General features: G+C 73.5%; 16 protein-coding genes. 12 read left to right on the top strand and 4 right to left on the bottom strand.

All coding sequences use genetic code 11. The features are described from left to right. Positions 1-3: 3 nt before the first annotated feature. Genes I601_RS18630 through I601_RS18615 form a run of 4 tightly spaced genes read right to left on the bottom strand, consistent with a single transcriptional unit; the run spans position 4 to position 3,152 of the window. Entirely contained in the window at positions 4-420 is a 417-nt protein-coding gene (locus tag I601_RS18630) for a Fur family transcriptional regulator (protein ID WP_068113107.1), read from the bottom strand. Next, positions 407-1,411, bottom strand: coding sequence for a metal ABC transporter permease (locus tag I601_RS18625; protein WP_335582175.1), 1,005 nt, complete (start codon positions 1,409-1,411; stop codon positions 407-409). The genes I601_RS18630 and I601_RS18625 overlap by 14 nt, the downstream gene beginning before the upstream one ends. Continuing rightward, positions 1,408-2,199, bottom strand: a complete 792-nt coding sequence (locus tag I601_RS18620; RefSeq protein ID WP_237089470.1) for a metal ABC transporter ATP-binding protein — start codon at positions 2,197-2,199, stop codon at positions 1,408-1,410. The genes I601_RS18625 and I601_RS18620 overlap by 4 nt, the downstream gene beginning before the upstream one ends. After that, positions 2,196-3,152: a metal ABC transporter substrate-binding protein gene (locus I601_RS18615; RefSeq protein ID WP_068113101.1), complete on the bottom strand. Its 957-nt coding sequence runs from the start codon at positions 3,150-3,152 to the stop codon at positions 2,196-2,198. Before I601_RS18615 ends, I601_RS18620 begins: the two co-directional genes overlap by 4 nt. An 82-nt stretch (positions 3,153-3,234) precedes the next feature. Between I601_RS18615 and I601_RS18610 the strand changes: the two genes are divergently transcribed. The 12 genes from I601_RS18610 (at position 3,235) to I601_RS18555 (ending at position 17,722) form a co-directional block, all read left to right on the top strand. Beyond that, on the top strand, positions 3,235-3,555 hold the full coding sequence (locus I601_RS18610; RefSeq protein WP_068113098.1) for an antibiotic biosynthesis monooxygenase family protein: 321 nt from the start codon (positions 3,235-3,237) through the stop codon (positions 3,553-3,555). A 68-nt stretch (positions 3,556-3,623) separates the two neighbouring features. Continuing rightward, the gene (locus I601_RS18605; RefSeq protein ID WP_068113095.1) at positions 3,624-5,021 is read left to right on the top strand and encodes a glycine--tRNA ligase; all 1,398 of its coding nucleotides are present in this window, start codon (positions 3,624-3,626) and stop codon (positions 5,019-5,021) included. Positions 5,022-5,046: 25 nt separating this feature from the next. Next, the gene (locus tag I601_RS21615) at positions 5,047-5,838 is read left to right on the top strand and encodes a hypothetical protein (RefSeq protein ID WP_218917697.1); all 792 of its coding nucleotides are present in this window, start codon (positions 5,047-5,049) and stop codon (positions 5,836-5,838) included. A gap of 158 nt (positions 5,839-5,996) precedes the next feature. Next, a complete protein-coding gene (gene dusB / locus I601_RS18595) occupies positions 5,997-7,067 on the top strand; it encodes a tRNA dihydrouridine synthase DusB (RefSeq protein ID WP_418303100.1) in 1,071 nt (356 codons plus the stop codon). Between the two features lie 161 nt (positions 7,068-7,228). Next, complete coding sequence (locus I601_RS18590; RefSeq protein ID WP_157520306.1) at positions 7,229-8,152, top strand: VldE C-terminal domain-containing protein; 924 nt, start codon at positions 7,229-7,231, stop codon at positions 8,150-8,152. Between the two features lie 41 nt (positions 8,153-8,193). Next, entirely contained in the window at positions 8,194-9,351 is a 1,158-nt protein-coding gene (locus I601_RS18585) for a cellulase family glycosylhydrolase (RefSeq protein WP_084527826.1), read from the top strand. Beyond that, positions 9,348-10,664 (top strand): P-loop NTPase family protein, encoded by a 1,317-nt coding sequence (locus I601_RS18580; RefSeq protein ID WP_068113080.1) that lies wholly within the window; start codon positions 9,348-9,350, stop codon positions 10,662-10,664. Before I601_RS18585 ends, I601_RS18580 begins: the two co-directional genes overlap by 4 nt. Next, on the top strand, positions 10,657-11,466 hold the full coding sequence (locus I601_RS18575; protein ID WP_157520303.1) for a polysaccharide deacetylase family protein: 810 nt from the start codon (positions 10,657-10,659) through the stop codon (positions 11,464-11,466). The genes I601_RS18580 and I601_RS18575 overlap by 8 nt, the downstream gene beginning before the upstream one ends. Continuing rightward, entirely contained in the window at positions 11,463-12,959 is a 1,497-nt protein-coding gene (locus tag I601_RS18570) for an O-antigen ligase family protein (RefSeq protein WP_068113074.1), read from the top strand. Before I601_RS18575 ends, I601_RS18570 begins: the two co-directional genes overlap by 4 nt. After that, the gene (locus I601_RS18565) at positions 12,956-15,127 is read left to right on the top strand and encodes a glycosyltransferase (RefSeq protein ID WP_068113072.1); all 2,172 of its coding nucleotides are present in this window, start codon (positions 12,956-12,958) and stop codon (positions 15,125-15,127) included. Before I601_RS18570 ends, I601_RS18565 begins: the two co-directional genes overlap by 4 nt. Continuing rightward, positions 15,120-16,577 (top strand): oligosaccharide flippase family protein, encoded by a 1,458-nt coding sequence (locus I601_RS18560; protein ID WP_068113069.1) that lies wholly within the window; start codon positions 15,120-15,122, stop codon positions 16,575-16,577. The genes I601_RS18565 and I601_RS18560 overlap by 8 nt, the downstream gene beginning before the upstream one ends. Then, positions 16,574-17,722: a phosphotransferase gene (locus I601_RS18555; protein ID WP_068113066.1), complete on the top strand. Its 1,149-nt coding sequence runs from the start codon at positions 16,574-16,576 to the stop codon at positions 17,720-17,722. The genes I601_RS18560 and I601_RS18555 overlap by 4 nt, the downstream gene beginning before the upstream one ends. The last annotated feature ends 86 nt before the right edge of the window (positions 17,723-17,808 follow it).

Here is a 17,808-nt window from a genome sequence, read left to right as displayed (position 1 = left end):
ACCCTACGCGCGGCACGTGGGGCAGGTGCCGAAGATCTCGAGCGTGTGGCTGACCTCGTCGAAACCGTGCTCCTCCGCGATCGAGCGCGTCCAGCGCTCGACGGCGGGGCCCTCGACCTCCACGGTGCGTCCGCAGGAGCGGCACACCAGGTGGTGGTGGTGCGCCCCGGAGCAGGCCCGGTAGATCGCCTCGCCGCCCTCGGTCAGCAGCCGGTCGATCTCTCCGGCGTCGGCCAGCAGCTGCAGGGTCCGGTAGACCGTGGCCAGCCCGACCGTCTCGCCGCGACGCCCGAGCAGGTCGTGGATCTCCTGGGCGGAGCGGAAGTCGTCGAAGCTGGCCATCGCCTCGGCGACGGCGAGCCGCTGGCGGGTCGGCCTCAGCCCGGACGTCGCGGGGCCGGGGCGGTCAGTGCTCGTCATAGTGCTCCCCGTGGGGTGCGTGCCGGTGGCCGTCGTGGACGTAGTCGACGTGGTCGCCGTGGGGGACCGCGAGGTGCCCGCAGTCGGGGCCGTGCTCGTGGTCGTGGGTCCCGGAGACCTCGTGGTCGTCCGGCTCCACGTCGGGGAACGGTGCGTGCCGGCGTTGACGCCGACGCAGCAGCACGCCCAACGGCCAGGTGGCGACGAAGCAGGCCAGGGCCAGCAGGACGATGGCCGGACCGGGCTGCACCGTCAGGCCGTAGGACTGGGAGAGGTACGCCGACACCAGCAGGCCGCCGACGCCGGCGCCGGCCCCGACCACGACCGCCCCGGCGATGGTGGCCCGGAACGACCGGGCCAGCTGCTGCGACGTCGCGACCGGCACGATCATCAGCGCTGAGACCAGCAGCAGCCCGACGGTGCGCATCGCCACGGTGACCGTCACCGCGGCCAGCACGGCCACCAGCAGGTTGTAGGCCCGCACGTTCAACCCGGCCACCTGGGCGAAGTCCTGGTCCTGCGCGACTGTGAAGAGCTGCGGCATCAGACCCAGTCCCAGGCCGAGGATCACGAACGCCAGGGCGATGGTGAACCAGATGTCGGTCCGCGAGATCGAGGTGATCGAGCCGAAGAGGTACTGCTGCAGGGTCGCGCCGCTCTGGCCGGCCAGCCCGGTGATCATCACCCCGCCCGCCAGACCCCCGTAGAACAGCAGCGCCAGGGCCAGATCGCCACTGGTGTGGCCGCGGTCACGGATGGTCTCGATGGCCACCGCACCGAGGATCGCCACGACCACGGCGGTCCACGTGGGTGCGATCCCTGTGAGCAGGCCCAGCGCCACGCCTGTCACCGCGACGTGGCCCAGTCCGTCGCCGAGCAGGGCCAGGCGTCGTTGGACCAGGTAGGTGCCGATCACGGGGGCGGCGAGCCCGGTGACCAGCGCGGCCAGCAGCGCCCGCTGCATGAAGTCGTAGCCGAGGAGATCGATCACGGTCGGCGGTCCTCCCGGTCCCAGGGGGCCACGATGTCGGGGTGGTGGTCGTGGCGACCCGCGTCGAGGTCGTGGTGGTGGTGCCCGTGCGCGTCGGTGAGGTCGAGGGGCGGGCCGTCGTAGACGAGGCGTCCGTCGCGCAGCACCACGGTCCGGTCGACCAGGGGTGCCAGCGGACCGAGCTCGTGGGTCACCAGGACGATGGTGCTGCCCGAGCGCGAGAGGGTGCCGAGGGCGTCGGCGAGGGCCTGCTGGTTGGGCAGGTCGACGCCGGCCGTCGGCTCGTCGAGGAAGAACAGGTCGGGCCCGCCCGCGAGCGCCCTCGCGATGAGCACCCGCTGCTGCTGGCCGCCCGACAGTGTGGCCACGCTGTCCTTGGCGCGGTCGGCGAGACCCACGACCTCGAGAGCCTCGGTCACGGCCGCGCGGTCGGCGCGGCTGGGCAGCGACAGCACGCGTCGCCGGGTGAGCCGTCCGGACGCCACGACCTCGCGCACCGAGACCGGTACGCCGCTCGCGGCCCCGGCGCGCTGGGGCACGTAGCCGAGGCGGTGCCAGTCGCGGAAGGAGCCCATCGGGGTGCCGAACAGCTGCAGCGAGCCCCTCTCCAGGGGGCGCAGGCCGGTCAGCGCGCGCACCAGCGTCGACTTGCCCGACCCGTTGGGGCCCAGCAGCGTGACGAACTCCCCGGCGCGGACGGTCAGGTCGACCCCGCGCACGACGGGGCGGCCACCGAGCACCACCGCGCCGTCCCGCAGCTCGACCACCGGATCCGTGTCGGTGCTCAACAGCGGTTCGCCCCCTCGAGGGCGGCGAGGTTGGAGCGCATGAGGGAAAGGTAGTCCTCGTCGGCGGTCTCCTCGGTCAGGCCCTCGATGGTGTCCAGGACCGCCGTGTCCACGCCGGCGTCGACGGCCAGCACCTCGGCGGCCTGCGGGCTGACCAGGCTCTCGGAGAACACGGTGGTGATGCCGGTCTCCGCGATGAGGTCCTGCAGCTCGGCCAGGGCGGCGGGGGTCGGCTCGGCGTCGGGGGAGAAGCCGTTGATCGAGGCCAGTTCGAGGTCGTACTTCTCGAGGTAGCCGAAGGCGTCGTGGTTGGTCACCACGGTCCGGATCTCGCAGCCCGACAAGCCCTCGGTGTACTCCTCGTCGAGGGCCTCGAGGTCGCTGCGCAGCTCGGCCGCGCGCTCCTCGAAGGCCGCCGCCTCGTCGGGGTCGATGTCGGCCAGCCGCTCGGCGACCGCGTCACCGAGGTCGGCCATCCGTGCGGGGTCGAGCCAGAAGTGGGGGTCGAGCTCGCCGTGGTCGTGACCGCTGTGGTCGTCGGAGTGCTCGTCCTCAGCGTCCTCCTCGTCGGAGTGCTCGTCCTCGAACGAGATCAGGTCGACGACCGAGGCGGCGTCGAGCACCTCGACCCCGGCCACCTCCTCGGCCGCCTCGTCCACCGCCGGCTGCAGGGAGTCGATGTAGACGAGCAGGGCGGCGTCGGCCAGCGCGGCGGTCTGGCCGATCCCGAGCTCGAGGTCGTGTGGCTCGCCACCGGGCTGGGTGAGGTTCTCGACGTCGAAGGCGTCGCCGGCCACGCGCTGAGCGACGTACTGCAGCGGGTAGAGGCCCGCGACGACGGTGCGCGAGCCGTCCGACCCCGACCCGTCGTCGGAGGTCAGGGCGCCGCAGCCGGACAGTGCGAGGGTGACGGCGGAGGCAGCGGCGGGGACGAGCAGACGACGAAGCTTCATGAGAATGATTCTCAGGCCTTTGAGAATCATTGTCAACTCAGGTCGACGCTGTCGGCCCGCGTGCGGCGGCTAGGCTCGCGGGATGCTGGTGGTCAACAGGTTCAGGGTCCCCGAGGACGAGTCGGAGCAGTTCCGTGTCGAGGTCGAGGCGGCGCACGCCGTCCTCGCCGCCCGCTCCGGGTACGTCGGCGGCACGATCGGGCGCAACGTCGACGAGCCCACCCTGTGGGTGCTGACCACCCGGTGGGAGCACGTGGGTGCCTACCGCCGCGCGCTGTCGTCGTACGACGTCAAGATGGGCGCCGTGCGCCTGCTCTCCCGCGCGGTCGACGAGGCCAGTGCCTACGAGGTCGTCGAGCCCGGTACCGACCTCAACGTCGCCCGGGCGCGGTCGTTAGGCTGAGCGCTTCCGCACGTCCTCCCGTCCCGGCAGCCAGCCGGTGCACCAGCACGCGAAAGTGAGCCTCCTCCGTGGCCAAGCCGCCTCCCTCCGTCGTCGACAGCGTCGTCTCGCTCGCCAAGCGCCGGGGGTTCGTCTACCCCTGCGGTGAGATCTACGGCGGCACCCGCTCGGCGTGGGACTACGGCCCGCTCGGCGTGGAGCTCAAGGACAACATCAAGCGCCAGTGGTGGAAGTCCATGGTGCAGATGCGCGACGACGTCGTGGGCCTCGACTCCAGCGTCATCCTGCCCACCCGCACGTGGGAGGCCAGCGGCCACATCGACACCTTCAGCGACCCGCTGACCGAGTGCCAGTCGTGCCACAAGCGCTTCCGCGCCGACCACCTCCAGGAGGCGGTCGCCGAGAAGAAGGGGATCGACGACCCCGACACCGTGTCGTTCGAGAACCTCGCCTGCCCCAACTGCGGCACCCGCGGCGCCTGGACCGAGCCGCGCCAGTTCTCCGGGCTGCTCAAGACCTACCTCGGCGTGCACGACGACGAGTCCGGGCTGCACTACCTGCGCCCCGAGACCGCCCAGGGCATCTTCCTGAACTTCGCCAACGTCGTGACCAGCCAGCGGATGAAGCCGCCCTTCGGCATCGCCCAGATCGGCAAGAGCTTCCGCAACGAGATCACCCCCGGCAACTTCATCTTCCGCACCCGCGAGTTCGAGCAGATGGAGATGGAGTTCTTCGTCAAGCCCGGCGAGGACGAGGAGTGGCACCAGCACTGGATCGACGAGCGCACCAGCTGGTACGTCGGCCTCGGCATCGACCGCGACAACCTGCGCCACTACGAGCACGCGCAGGAGAAGCTCTCCCACTACTCCAAGCGCACCGTCGACATCGAGTACCGCTTCAACTTCGCGGGCTCGGAGTGGGGCGAGCTCGAGGGCATCGCGAACCGCACCGACTTCGACCTCACCACGCACGCGAAGCACTCCGGCAAGGACCTGTCCTACTACGACCAGGCCGGCGGCGAGCGCTACACGCCGTACGTCATCGAGCCGGCCGCAGGCCTGGGCCGCTCGCTGATGACCTTCCTGGTCGACGCCTACCACGAGGACGAGGCCCCCAACACCAAGGGCGGCGTGGACAAGCGCACCGTGCTGCGCCTCGACCCGCGCCTGGCTCCGGTCAAGGTGGCGGTGCTGCCGCTGAGCCGCAACGCCGACCTCTCGCCCAAGGCCCGCGACCTGGCCACCGAGCTGCGCCGGAACTGGTACGTCGACTTCGACGACGCCGGCGCGATCGGCAAGCGCTACCGCCGCCAGGACGAGATCGGGACGCCGTACTGCGTCACCGTCGACTTCGACACCCTCGAGGACCACGCCGTGACCGTGCGCGAGCGCGACACGATGGCCCAGGAGCGGATCGGCCTCGACCGGATCTCGGCCTACTTCGCTGAGAAGTTCCTCGGTGCGTGACGTGCGCGGTGTGCACAATGGTCCGATGCTGAGCACGCGTCTGCGCCGGGGCCCGGCGACCACCCTCGCCGCCCTCGTCCTGACGGTCGGCGCCCTGGGTGCCTGCTCCGGTGGCGACGACGACTCGGCCGGGGCGGAGGGGTCCACCGACGCGTCGTCGGAGACCACCGCCGGCGAGGACACCACCATCGACCCGACCGCCGGGGCCGAGGCGTCGCCGTACCTGCCGGTGCCCGACGGCGTCGAGCTGACGGCGCAGGGCACCGCGCTCGAGGTCGGGGACACCGCGACGGTGGCCTACCAGCCCAACCAGAAGGACGTCGGGGTCCTCAAGCTCACGGTCACCGACCTCCGCAAGACCTCCTACCAGGAGTCCTTCCAGGGCTGGAAGCTCGACAAGGCGATCAAGAAGTCGCAGCCCTACTTCGTGCGGGCCAAGGTCAAGAACGTGGGGGAGGACGACCTGGGCGGACGCCGGGTGCCGCTCTACCTCGTCGACGGTGACAACACCCTGGTGGAGTCCTCGACCTTCGTGAGCACCTTCAAGCCCTGCCCCTCGCAGGCGCTGCCGAAGAAGTTCGGTCCCGGGGCCAAGGTCACCACCTGCCTGGTCTTCCTCGCCCCCGCCCAGGGCAGCCTCGAGGCGATCAGCTTCCGGCCGGCCCAGGAGTTCAACCCGATCACCTGGACCGGCGAGGTCCTGAAGATCGGCGAAAAGACCGCCGCGCAGAAGAAGGCCGCCAAGAAGGCCCAGAAGAAGGCTGAGAAGAAGGCCGAGAAGAAGTCGCAGGACAAGAAGTCGACGTCGCAGGACTAGGTCCCTGCAGGTCGGCAGTGGCGGCGTCGACCGACTGATTTGGGTCGGCGCCACCGGCCCCGGAGAATGGACCCGTGACCACCCAGACCGCGCCCGCCGCTGCTCCCGGGCTGCGACTGGGCAACCTCGAGGTGGCGACGCCGGTCGTCCTCGCCCCGATGGCCGGCATCACCAACGCGGCGTACCGGCGACTGTGCGCCGAGCAGGGTGCCGGGCTCTACGTCTGCGAGATGATCACCAGCCGCGGGCTGGTGGAGGGCGACGAGCGCACTCTCAACATGCTCGTCTTCGACGAGGCCGAGACCACGCGCTCGGTCCAGCTCTACGGCAGCGACCCGGTGCACGTGGGCAAGGCGGCCGAGATCCTGTGCGCCGAGCACGGCGTCGACCACATCGATCTCAACTTCGGGTGCCCCGTGCCGAAGGTGACCCGCAAGGGCGGCGGCGGCGCGCTGCCCTGGAAGCGCGGCCTCCTCGCGGAGATCCTCGAGCACGCGGTGGCGTCGGCGTCGCGCTACGGCGTGCCGGTGACGATGAAGACCCGCAAGGGCATCGACGACGACCACCTCACCTACCTCGACGCGGGCCGGATCGCCGAGCAGGCCGGCTGCGCGGGGATCGCCCTGCACGGGCGCACGGTCGCCCAGGCCTACTCCGGGCGCGCGGACTGGGACGCCATCGCCGAGCTGGTCGCCCACGTCGACATCCCGGTGCTGGGCAACGGGGACATCTGGGAGGCGGCCGACGCCGTGCGGATGGTCGAGCAGACCGGTGCCGCCGGGGTCGTGGTGGGCCGCGGCTGTCTGGGACGCCCGTGGCTCTTCCGTGACCTCGCCGCAGCGTTCGCCGGTGAGCAGGTCGCGACGCTGCCGACCCTCGGCGAGGTGCGCTCGATGATGCGCCGGCACGCCGAGCTGCTGTGCCGCCACATGGGGGAGGAGCGTGGGTGCAAGGAGTTCCGCAAGCACGTCTCGTGGTACCTCAAGGGCTTCGCAGCCGGCGGCACCGCCCGGCGCTCGCTCGGCCTGGTCTCCACGCTCGCCGACCTCGACGCGCTCCTCGCCGACCTCGACCCCGACGAGCAGTTCCCGTCCGCGGCGCTCGGTGCTCCGCGGGGGCGTCAGGGCTCGCCACGCAGCCGGGTCGTGCTCCCCGAGGGGTGGCTCGACGACTCCGACGGTCGCGGTTCGGGCAACCCGGAGGACACGGTCGAGACCGACGGCGGCTGATCCAGGATGTGACGCGAGTCACCCGGGGGTGAGGGAGCGCACCCCGCATTTTGCCGTTGAACATTCTCCGACGGGTCCCGTGGTGTGTTTCAGTGGCTACTTCGCCGTTCCGCACCGCGGTCCGGCGATCGCCATGTCTTCGACAGCAAAGGATCAGCGCTGTGGCCGATTGTCGCCACAAGCGGGACACCAATGCCCGCCCCCGTCCTCGTGCCGCCCTCGTGGCGGGACCCCTCGCCGTGCTGGCGACCGCCTCCGCGATCACTCTCGGGATGGTCGTCTCCGAGCCCACCGCCCAGGACGTGCCCGTCTCCGCCGCGATCTCCGAGCGCAGCGCCGGCATCTCCGCCGAGCTGCTCCAGCGCGACGCGATCGTCTCGCGCTCCTCCGACCGCTCGCTCGCCACGGCGCCCGTCAAGCAGGGCATGCGCATCGAGAAGAAGAGCGATCTGGAGCTCATGATGGCCAAGCAGGCCGTCGCCCAGGCGGTCTCGGCCGCCGACACCAAGCGCTGGACCACCACCGAGCTCAACCTCTGGACGTCCCCGGCGCAGAAGGCCGAGAAGGCGGGGGTGCTCGACGCCGAGAAGAAGGTGCTCGTCACCGGCCGCTCGCTGTTCGACCGCGACGAGGTCGTCATCGACGGTGCGTCCCGGTGGATCAGCTCGGGCTACCTCGCCGATGAGAAGCCGGTCGACGAGTCGGAGGAGGAGGCCGCGGCCGCCCCGGCGGCCGACGCCTCCTGCAGCAACGGCTCGTCCGTGGCGTCGGGCGTGAGCCCCAACATCGTCAAGGTGCACGCGGCCGTCTGTGCGGCGTTCCCCGAGATCACCACCTACGGCACCTTCCGCAGCGACGGCGAGCACGCCCAGGGCATCGCCGTCGACATCATGGTCAGCGGTGCACGTGGGTGGGAGGTCGCCGAGTTCGTGCGGGCCAACGCCGGCAGCCTCGGGGTCTCCTACGCGATCTACTCCCGCAACATCTGGTCGGTCGAGCGCAGTGGCGAGGGCTGGCGGGGAATGTCTGACCGGGGCTCCACCACGGCCAACCACGAGGACCACGTGCACGTCACGACCTACTGATCCCGGTTTCCCCTGCCCTACGGGTGGGTAGGGTGCTTGGCATGGGGGGCCGTGCTGCTGTGCTCGTTGCCGCCGCGGTCTCGACCGCGGTGGCGCTGAGCGGCGCGCTCGTGATGCGCGCCGAGACCGGCGCGAGCGCCCCGGAGGCGATCGCCCCCGGCGACCGGCCGGCGGGCGCGAGTGCCACCTCGTTGACGGATCCGCCCGACCCCGAGGACCTGCCCTCCCTTGGCCTGCAGTTCCACGGCACCTGGAACCACTACGACGCCCGGCAGCGGGACAAGGTCCTGGACCGCATCGAGGAGTCCGGCGCCACCTGGGTCCGCCTCGACGTGGGCTGGGCGATGCTCCAGCCCACCCCGGGGCCGCTGGACCAGGGGTGGGGGCTGCCCGTGGTCGACGAGGTGATGGAGCAGCTGCGCGAGCGCGACCTGAAGGTGCTCGTCATGTTCTGGCTGACCCCGACGTGGGCCTCCTCGGAGAAGGACGCGTTCACCGCCCAGTACACCAGCCCCGACGACCCGGCCGACTACGCCGCGGCGCTGGGCAAGGTCGCCCAGCGCTGGGGTGACGTGGTGGACGCCTACGAGATCTGGAACGAGCCGAACCTCGAGGACTTCTACCACGGCACCGACCCGCAGACGTACGTCGACCTGCTCTGCGCGTCCTACCCCGTGGTGCGCCGTGCGGACCCGAGCGCCGAGGTCGTGTTCGGCGGGTTGATGTACAACGACGACGACTGGCTGCAGCGGGCCTACGACGCCGGCGCCGGCGGGTGCTTCGACGTGATGTCGGTGCACTCCTACCAGGCGCCCGCCGACTCCCCGCCCAGCCAGAACGACGCGGGCGAGGTCTGGAACCTGCGCAACCTCGACGAGGTGCGCGACACCATGATCGAGAACGGTGACCGGCTGCCGGTGTGGATCACCGAGTTCGGCTGGAGCGTCCACGACAACGAGTCCGACACCGAGCCCTGGCGCCGCGGGGTCGACGAGGAGACCCAGTCCCGGTACGCCGCCGAGGCGCTGACCCTGCTGGGCGACCAGTTCCCGTACGTCGACCTGGCCTTCTGGTACAAGGACGCCGTCAACGTCACGAACTCCGACGAGCACCAGCAGGGCTACGCGATGCTCGACGAGAACCTCCGACCCCGCCGGGTCTGGCACACCTTCCGCGACCTGTACGGAGTCAGCCGATGAACGCCCCTCCCTTCCTCGCCGTCCTGCAGCGGGCCCTCCGGTTCCGGTGGGCCGTGGTCCTCGCGGTGCTGGTGCCCGCCGCGGTGGTCGGCGTGCTGGCGGTGGAGACCCGGGCCGACGAGGCCACCGTGGTGACCGTGGTGGGGGTGTCTCCGGAGTCGGCCGACGTGGTCAGCACCGACGCCGTCCAGCTCGGCCTCGGCCGGTACTCGGTGGCGCTGACCTCCCCGGAGGTCCTGCGGGAGGTCGCTGACGACACCGGCATCGACGCCACCACCCTCGACGCCGCCATCGACGTGACCGCGTCGCAGGAGGCCGGGAACCTCACGGTGCGCGTCAGCCTCCCCGAGCTCGCACAGGCGACGGCCGTGGCCCGCGCCGTCACGGCCCAGGCGGTCCGGATCGGCGAGGAGGACCCGCTCGCCGACGCCGGCGTCCTGGCCGACGTCCGCAGCGAGAAGCCGGGCCTGCTGAGCAGCCCGCGCGTGCTGGAGCTGCTGCTCGTGCTGGCTGCGCTGCTCGCGGGCCTGGCCGTCGCCTTCGCCCTCGAGGCCCTGCGGCCCCGGGTGCGCACGGGCGGCGACGCGGCCGGCGCCGCCGGTGGCCCCGTGCTCGGCAGCCTGCCTGCGTTCACCACCTCGTGGCCCCGGCGCGGCGTCGCCCCGGACAGCGAGATCCTGGCCTCGGCGCGCTCGCTGCGTGCCGGCTACCTGACCACGGTCGGCTCGGTGCCCCCGGGCCCCGTGCTCGTCGTGGGCTGCCGGGCCGGGGACGGCGCGAGCACCGCCTCCTTCCTGCTGGCACGCACCCTGTCCGACCGCGGAGGATCGAGCCTGGTCCTCGATCTCGACCTCGACCGGGCCGGGCTCAGCACGACGATCGGGGCGGCGGGCCACCACCTGCTCGGCGACGTCCTGGCCGAGCGGCTCGACCTGGGTGAGGCGGTGCACCGCGAGGGTGACGTCTCCGTCCTGACGACCGAGCCGATGCGCGGGGTCGACGAGCTCATCGACCGCAGGCTCCCCGAGATCCTCAAGCAGGCCGCCGACCGGTACGACGTCGTGCTGTGCGACAGCGCGCCCCTGGGTGTGGGCGAGATCAGCGAGGTGGTCGCCGCGCACGCGTCCTCGGCCGTCGTCGTGGTCCGGTCCGGCACCCCGGTGGCCCACGTGGCCGGCACCGCGGCACGTCTCCAGCGTCTCGGGGTCCCGGTCCGTGGCGTCGTGCTCAACTGCGCCACCCGGGCGCAGGCGGACGCCCCCGGCCTGCAGAGCGCCGGGCCCGAGGACAGCGGCGCCGATCGACGTGACTGAGAAGTCTGCTCCGGGGCGACCCCCCGTGGTCCTGATGTACCACGGGTTCTGCGAGCAGCGCCGCGACGACGACCCGGAGAACCTCTTCGTCGAGGTCGACCGCTTCGAGGAGCAGCTGCGCTGGCTGCTGGGCCAGGGGTGGGCCGCGCTGGACCTCGACGGCTACCTGGCCGCCCTCGCCGACCCGTCACGGCGGCCGCGACGCTCCTTCCTGGTGACCATCGACGACGGGTTCACCTCCGTGCTGCACCTGGCGGTGCCGGTGCTCGAGCGCGTGGGCGTCCCGGCGCTGCTCTACGTGCCGTCCGACCTCGCAGGCAGCACCGCCAGCTGGTTGCCCCGCCCCGCCGACGAGCCGCTGCTGGATCCCGAGGAGCTGCGGCACGTGCACGCGCTGCCGGTGGTCGAGCTGGGCGTGCACGGCGCGGACCACCGCGACCTGCGCGGGGTGGGCACCGCAGTGCTCGACCACCAGGTCCGTCGGGCGCACGACGTCCTCGCCGACGTGGTGGGGGAGCCCCTGCGCTCCTTCGCCTATCCCTTCGGCGCTCATGACGCCGCCGCCCGCGACGCCGTCGCGGGTGCCGGCTACGACGTGGCCTTCTCGGTCTTCGACGACGCCGGCCCCCACGCGGTGAGCCGCGTGGACGTCAACGCCACGGACACGCTGGCCTCGTTCCGGCTCAAGGTGCAGCTGCCGGGCTACCGCACGTGGTGGGCGGCCCTCGACCGTGCGCCTCTGGTGCGGCGCGGGGTGCGCGCCGCCCTCACGGCCGTCAACTCGGGCCGGGGGATCCGGTGAACGTCCCCGTGGTGACCCGGACCGGCTCGCGCGCGTGGGGCGAGGTGCCCCGCCGTGCCCCGCGACGTACGCCGCCGGCCCGGTCGTGGGCCCAGCGCGTGGGCCCCCGCGGCCGGGACGCCGGGCTGGTCCTGCTGCTGGTGCCGCTGGGTGCCGCTCTCGGGTTCGTCCTGGCCACGGCCGGGCTGCTGGCCGGTCCCGTCGCCCCGGTCGCGCTGGTGCTGGCGCCGCTGCTGGTCGTGCTCGCCTGGCGGGGTCCCGGCTTCGTGGTGCCGGCCGCCGCGCTGTCGCTGCCCGTGGGCCACCTCGCCGCAGGCCCGCTCGACCTGGTCCAGCTGGTGACGGCGCTGCTCGTCGTCGCGGTGCTGGTCCCCACCGCCGCCCGGGGTGACTGGCGGCTGCCGCCGTGGCCGGTGGCGGTGCCGCTGGCGCTGATGGTCGTCATCGCCGTCCTGGCCACCGGGCGCGCGCGCGACACCGACCTCGCCTTCCGCCTCGACGTCCAGCTCGTCCTGCTGGTGCTCGCGACGCTCGCGGTGGTCACCGCGGTCCGCACCAGCCGCCAGGTCCTGCTCGCCGTCGGCGCGCTGCTGGTCGCCGGTGCCGTGGGCTCGCTGTGGGCGATGCTGGGGTCGGGTCCCACCGAGAGCTACTACGGCGGCAGCGTCGTCACCGGGCGGGCCGTGGGGGTCTTCGCCCAGCCGAACGAGCTGGGGCTCTTCAGCGCCGTGCTGCTGGTGCTCGCCGTCGGGACGGCCCTGAGCGTCGGTCCCGTGCGCTGGCGGCGGGGCGCTCTCGTCTCCGCCGCGCTCCTGCTCGTGGCGCTCGGGCTCTCCCTGTCACGCGGCGCCTGGTTCGGCTCGGTCGCGGGCCTGCTGGCGCTGGCGCTGCTGGTCCCGGGGACCCGCCGTGGGCTGCTCCGGATCGGTGCGGGTCTCGTCGGGGCGGTCCTGGTGCTGGGCGCCCTGGGAGTCGGGCCGCTGGGCCAGGTCCTGAGTCGGCTGGCCACCCTCGGCGAGGCGACCTCGAACCCCTACGACCAGCGTCCGCTCATCTGGGCCGAGGGTCTGCGCCTGGTGGCCGAGGCCCCGGTGCTCGGGCACGGTCCCGGTGGCTACTTCGTCGAGGCGAGCAGCAACGCGCTCCGCACCGGTGCCGTCCTCGAGGTCGAGCACGCCCACCACCTGCTGCTCAACGTCGCCGTGGAGTACGGCCTGATCGGTCTGGCCGCGCTGCTGGGCCTGGTGACGGGCCTGGGGGTGCTGCTGCTGCGGGCCCGGCGTGCCGCTGCGGTGCCCGGCTCGGGGCCGACGTCGACCTGGCTGCCGAGCGTGCTGGCGGCCGCCCTGGTGCCCGTGCTCGCCCATGGGATGCTCGACTACCCCCTGCGCAACCCGATCGTCCTGACCACCGTGTGGTTCCTGCTGTCGCTGCTCACCGCCGCCTGCGCCGTGGTGCTGCGCCGCCATCCCGTCCAGGAGGACGCACGATGACCAGCCCTGTCCCCGCCCCCGGCAGCGTCCCCGCCCCCGGCAGCGCCGCGCCGCGCCGCCTCGCCCCCTTGCGTCTGCTGGTGGTGAGCGCCGCAGGCGTGCTGGGTGGTTCCGAGACCTGGCTCCTCGACCTGCTGCACCAGGCCGGGGCCCGGGTGCACCCCGAGGTGTGGCTGCTCGAGGACGGCCCGCTGCGGGCCGAGCTCGAGCGGGCCGGCGTCCCGGTCACGGTCCTGCCGACCGGGCCCCGGGTCCGCGACCTGGCCCTGCGCAACCTCGACCTCGCCGGTCGGCTGCGACGCAGCGACGCCGAGGTGGTGCTGGCCAACGGGGTGAAGGCGGCCGCCGCGGTGGCGCCCGCCGCGCGGGTCGTCGGCGTCCCGGTGGTGTGGGCCAAGCACGACTTCTCGTGGGACCGCGAGCTCGCCCCGCGCCTGGGGCGACTGGTCGACGCCGTGGTCGCCACCTCGAGCGCCGTCGCCGCGGCCACCGGCCGGGACGACGCCGTCCTGGTGCCGCCCCCGCGTCCGGCCGCAGCCACCGACCGGGCCGAGGCGGCGGCGTACTGGGCGGAGCACGGGGTGGTGACCGGCGTCGGGCCGACCCTGGCCGTGCTCGGGCGCCTGGTCGGCTACAAGGGCGTCGACACCGCGATCGAGGCGCTCGCCGACGAGGCGGCGCTGCCGTGGCGGCTGGTGGTCGTGGGCCCGGAGGCGCCGACCGAGCCGGAGGAGCGCGCGCGGCTCGAGGCCCTGGCCTCCCGGCTCGGGGTCCGCGACCGGGTCGTCCTCACCGGCGCCGTGCCCGAGGCCGGGCGGCACCTGGCCGCGTTCGACGCGGTGGCGGTGCTCACCCGCAGCGACGGCGCCCGGTTCGGCCGCGAGGGCTACTCGCTGGTCGCGCTGGAGGCGCTGGAGGCGGGAGTGCCGCTGGTCGGGGCCGCCGGCAACCCGGAGGTCGAGCGGATGGCGCTGGTCGCAGGTCGGGTCGTCCCGCCCGCGGACCCCGCCGCCGTCGCCCGCGCGCTGCTCGAGCTGCGCGACCCCGAGGTGCGTGAGCGTTGTCGGCGCGCCGGGACGGGCGTCCTGGCCGGCCACCCCGACGCCGACCAGTGCGCCGCCCGCGTCGTGCAGGTCCTGGCCCACGCGGCCCGCCGTCCCGGGGCCGGACTGGCCGGGCCGCCGATGACGGTGCTCACCTGCTTCCGCAACGAGGAGGGTCATGTCGACGAGGTCGTCTCCGCGGTCGTCGCCCAGCTCGGGGCCGACGACGAGTACCTCCTCCTCGACGACCGCTCCACCGACAAGACCGGCGTCGAGCTGGCGGACTGGGCCGCGCGCGACCGCCGCGTGCGGGTGCTGCGGGGCCCGGGCGTCAACCTCTCGGTCGCCCGCAACGCCGGGTTCGCCGAGGCGCGCCACGGACACGTCGCCTGCACCGACGCCGGGTGCGCGCCCGGCCCCGACTGGCTGGCCGGCCTGCGCGCTGCCTTCGCCGAGCCCGCCCCGGTCGACCTGGTCGTGGGCGTCTACGACGTGGACGGCGGGGACCCGGTGCGCGACGCGGCCCGGGTGGCGCTCTTCCCCTCCGTCGACGAGGCCCGGCGTCCGGGTGTCCTGACCCGGCTGGCCGGCAGGGTCACCGGCCGCAGCTTCTCCGCGCGCCGGCTCGACGGGCGCTCGATGGCCTGCGCGGTGCCGGCGTGGGAGCGCGCCGGCGGGTTCGACGCCCGGCTGCAGAGCTCGGAGGACGCCGTGTTCGGCGACGCGGTGCTCGCCTCGGGCGGCACCAGCGCCCTGGCCCTGGACGCCCGGGTCACCTGGGGCCAGACCGGCGACCTGGTCGACATGGCCCGCATGTACGCCAGGTACGGCGAGTGGGGCGGACGGGCCGGCTCGTGGCAGCTGGTCAGCCGCGACCTCGTGCGCGCCTCGGCGTACGCCGCCGGGCCGGCGCTGCTCGCCGGCGGCGGGCCCCGGACCCGCGCGACCGTGCTGGCCGGGGCCGCGGGCTACCTGGCGCTGCCGGCGCTCAGGGGACGTCACGTGGACGTCGTGCCCGGGACCTGGGCACTGGTGCCGGTCGTCGTCGCCCTCAAGGACGTCTCGAAGGCCGTGGGGTGCCTGCGCGGGCTGCTCGCGCGAGAACGCAGCCGCTCCCGTGGCTGAGCAGCTGATCAGCGCGACCACCCACCGCGCCGCGCGCAACGCCGTCGTGCGGGCCGTCGCCGAGGTGCTCGGCAAGGTCGCGACCCTGGCCTGGACCGTCGCCGCGGCCCGGATGCTGTCGAACCAGGACTTCGGCACGATCTCGTACGCCATGACGATCATGCTGGTGCTCAGCTCGCTGGCCGCGTGGGGGTTCGACTCGGGGCTGACCCGGCGCGGCAGCGCCGAGCCCGATGCGCTGCCCGGGCTGCACCGGGCCACCCAGGTGTGGAAGACCGCCCTCGCGGCGCCGGTGTTCCTGGTGGCGGGCGTGCTCCTCGCGGGCAGCCCGGCCATCGGCTCCTGGCCGGTGCTGGCGTTCATGCTGCTGGCGGGCTTCACGGAGCTGTGGAGCCACACGGTCCGCTCGACCGCCGCCGCGCGGCAGGTCTCGGCCGGCATCTCCGCGGCGCTGGTCCTGCAACGGATCGCCACCGCGGCCGCGGTCCTCGTCGCCCTGGCGCTCGGCGCCGGCGCCGAGGGCGTCGCGTTCGGCTTCCTGCTCGGCAGCGCCGCCGGCTGGGGTGCCCACGTGCTGGCGCTGCGCCGCCTCGACGTCCGTCGGTCGGCGCTCGACCTGCGCCGCGCCGACCTGGCCGACGCGGTGCACGGGACGTTCCTCATCGGCCTCAGCGGCCTGGTGCTGATGCTCCTCTTCCGCGTCGACGTGCTGATCCTGGGCGTGCTCGAGGGCCCCGGCGAGGTGGCGGTCTACTCCGTGGCCTACCGGCTCCTCGAGACGGTCCTCTTCGTCACCTACGCCATCAACTACGCGGTGCTCCCGGTGCTCAGCGCCACCGACAGCAGCACCACCCGTCGGCTGGGCTACGAGCGGGCGGTGGCGGTCGCGGCGTTCGTCTACCTGCCGTTCGTGGTCGTCAGCCTCGTCGAGGGCCGGGCGGTGATCGACCTCCTCTTCGGGGCGTCGTACGCCGCTGCCGCGGCGCCGGTGCTCGCCTGGCTGGCCCCGGCCCCGATGTTCCTGGCGATGGCCAGCTTCGCCACCTCGGTGCTGCTGGCCCTGCAGCGCACCAGGGTCATGCTGCTCGCCTCGAGCGCGGCACTGCTGATCAACCTGGTCCTCAACCTCGTGCTGATCCCGCAGTTCGGTGCCGTGGGTGCCGCGGCAGCCACGACGTTCGCCTACCTGGTGCAGGTGCTCGTGGTGCTCACCGGGCTGAGCAGGCTGGGGGAGCGCCCGGCCCTGCTGACCCCGCTGACCTCGGCCGGCGTCGCCGCGGTGGTGCTGCTGGCCGCCCTCGTGCTCTCGCCCCTCCCGCTGCTCGTCGAGCTCGCGCTGGGCGGCGTGGTCTACCTCGCCGTCTGGTTGGTCCTCGTGCGCCGGTTGGCCCCCGAGCAGCTGCAGGTCGTGATGGGGCTGGTGCAGCGTCGGCGCCAGCAGGCGTCGTGAGCGCGACCTACGCGGCCCCCTGGCTGCCGAGGGGCGCGCTGGTCCAGCTGGACTCGCCGCACCCGGCGCGCTACCTGGTCCGGCTCAACGCGCACACGCTCAACCACGGGATGCCCGCGCGGCGCCGCGGCGGCCGCGCGTGGGCCGTGCTGGGTCGTCGCGGGCTGCCGGTCGAGGTGGGAGCGCGGGCGCTGCGGCTCGCCCCCCGGCGCGCCGGCGCCGACCTGGCCACGCTGCGGACCGCGCTCGAGCACGCGTGGCCGCGGTTGGCCGTGGCCTCCGACCGGCTGCCGCGGCGGGCACCCCGGATGACGTTCCTCGCGCTGAGGCGCAGCGCCGGTCGTTTCGTGTTCGTCTTCGGCGACGGTCCGGATCCCCTGCTCCTGCTCAAGCCGCCGAGCGCCTCGACCACGGCCGAGTCCACGGCGCTGGCCCAGGTGGCCGGGACCGGGGTGGCGCCCCGGGAGCTGCCGGCGGTGGCCGGTCTGCTGGTCCAGGAGGGACTGCCGGGCATGCCGCTGTGGGTGCTGGCACCCGGAGCGCCGGGGTGGTCGGCCGGGTACGACCGGTCCTTCGAGGGACTGGGCGAGGCACTGGTCGAGGTCGCCGGGCACACCGCCCACCGGGCCGGTCAGCCGGCGCTCGCCGAGCAGCTGGTCCGCGCCACCGAGGCGGTCTCCTCCCCGGTGGCCCGCCGGGTCGACGCGGCGCGCCGCGACCTGGCCGGGCTCGACACCGCCGTGCTGGAGCACCACGACCTGTCCGCACAGAACTGGCTCGTGGGGGCCGACGGCCGCTTCGCGGGGCTCGTGGACTGGGAGGAGGCCCGCGTCGCCGGTCTGCCCGGGTACGACGCGCTGCACGCCGCCGTCGCGCTGGTCGAGCACGGCGTCGCGTTGCGCGCCTGGTCCCAGCAGCACGTCGTGGAGACCTTCACCGCCGCGTGGCACGACGAGCCGTTCCTCGAGCAGGCCCGCGACTGGCACCGGCGCTGCGTGGTCGCTGCCACCGGCTCCGACCGCCTCGCGGAACCCCTGGTGGTGGCCTACTTCGCCTCGCGCCTGGCGCGCCGGCTCACCGGCGGCGGCCCGCGGCTCCTCGAGCCCGCCACGGCCTCGGCGATGCTCGAGGTCGTGGCGCGCTGAGCCGCTGCTCCGTGCCCTGCATGAGTCCCCGGTCGACCGGGGACTCATGCACTTGATGGGGGTTGCAACACCCATCAAGTGCTGGA

It is taken from the genome of Nocardioides dokdonensis FR1436, from assembly GCF_001653335.1.
Lineage (GTDB): Bacteria > Actinomycetota > Actinomycetes > Propionibacteriales > Nocardioidaceae > Nocardioides > Nocardioides dokdonensis.
This window is presented reverse-complemented; position numbering and strand designations above follow the sequence as displayed.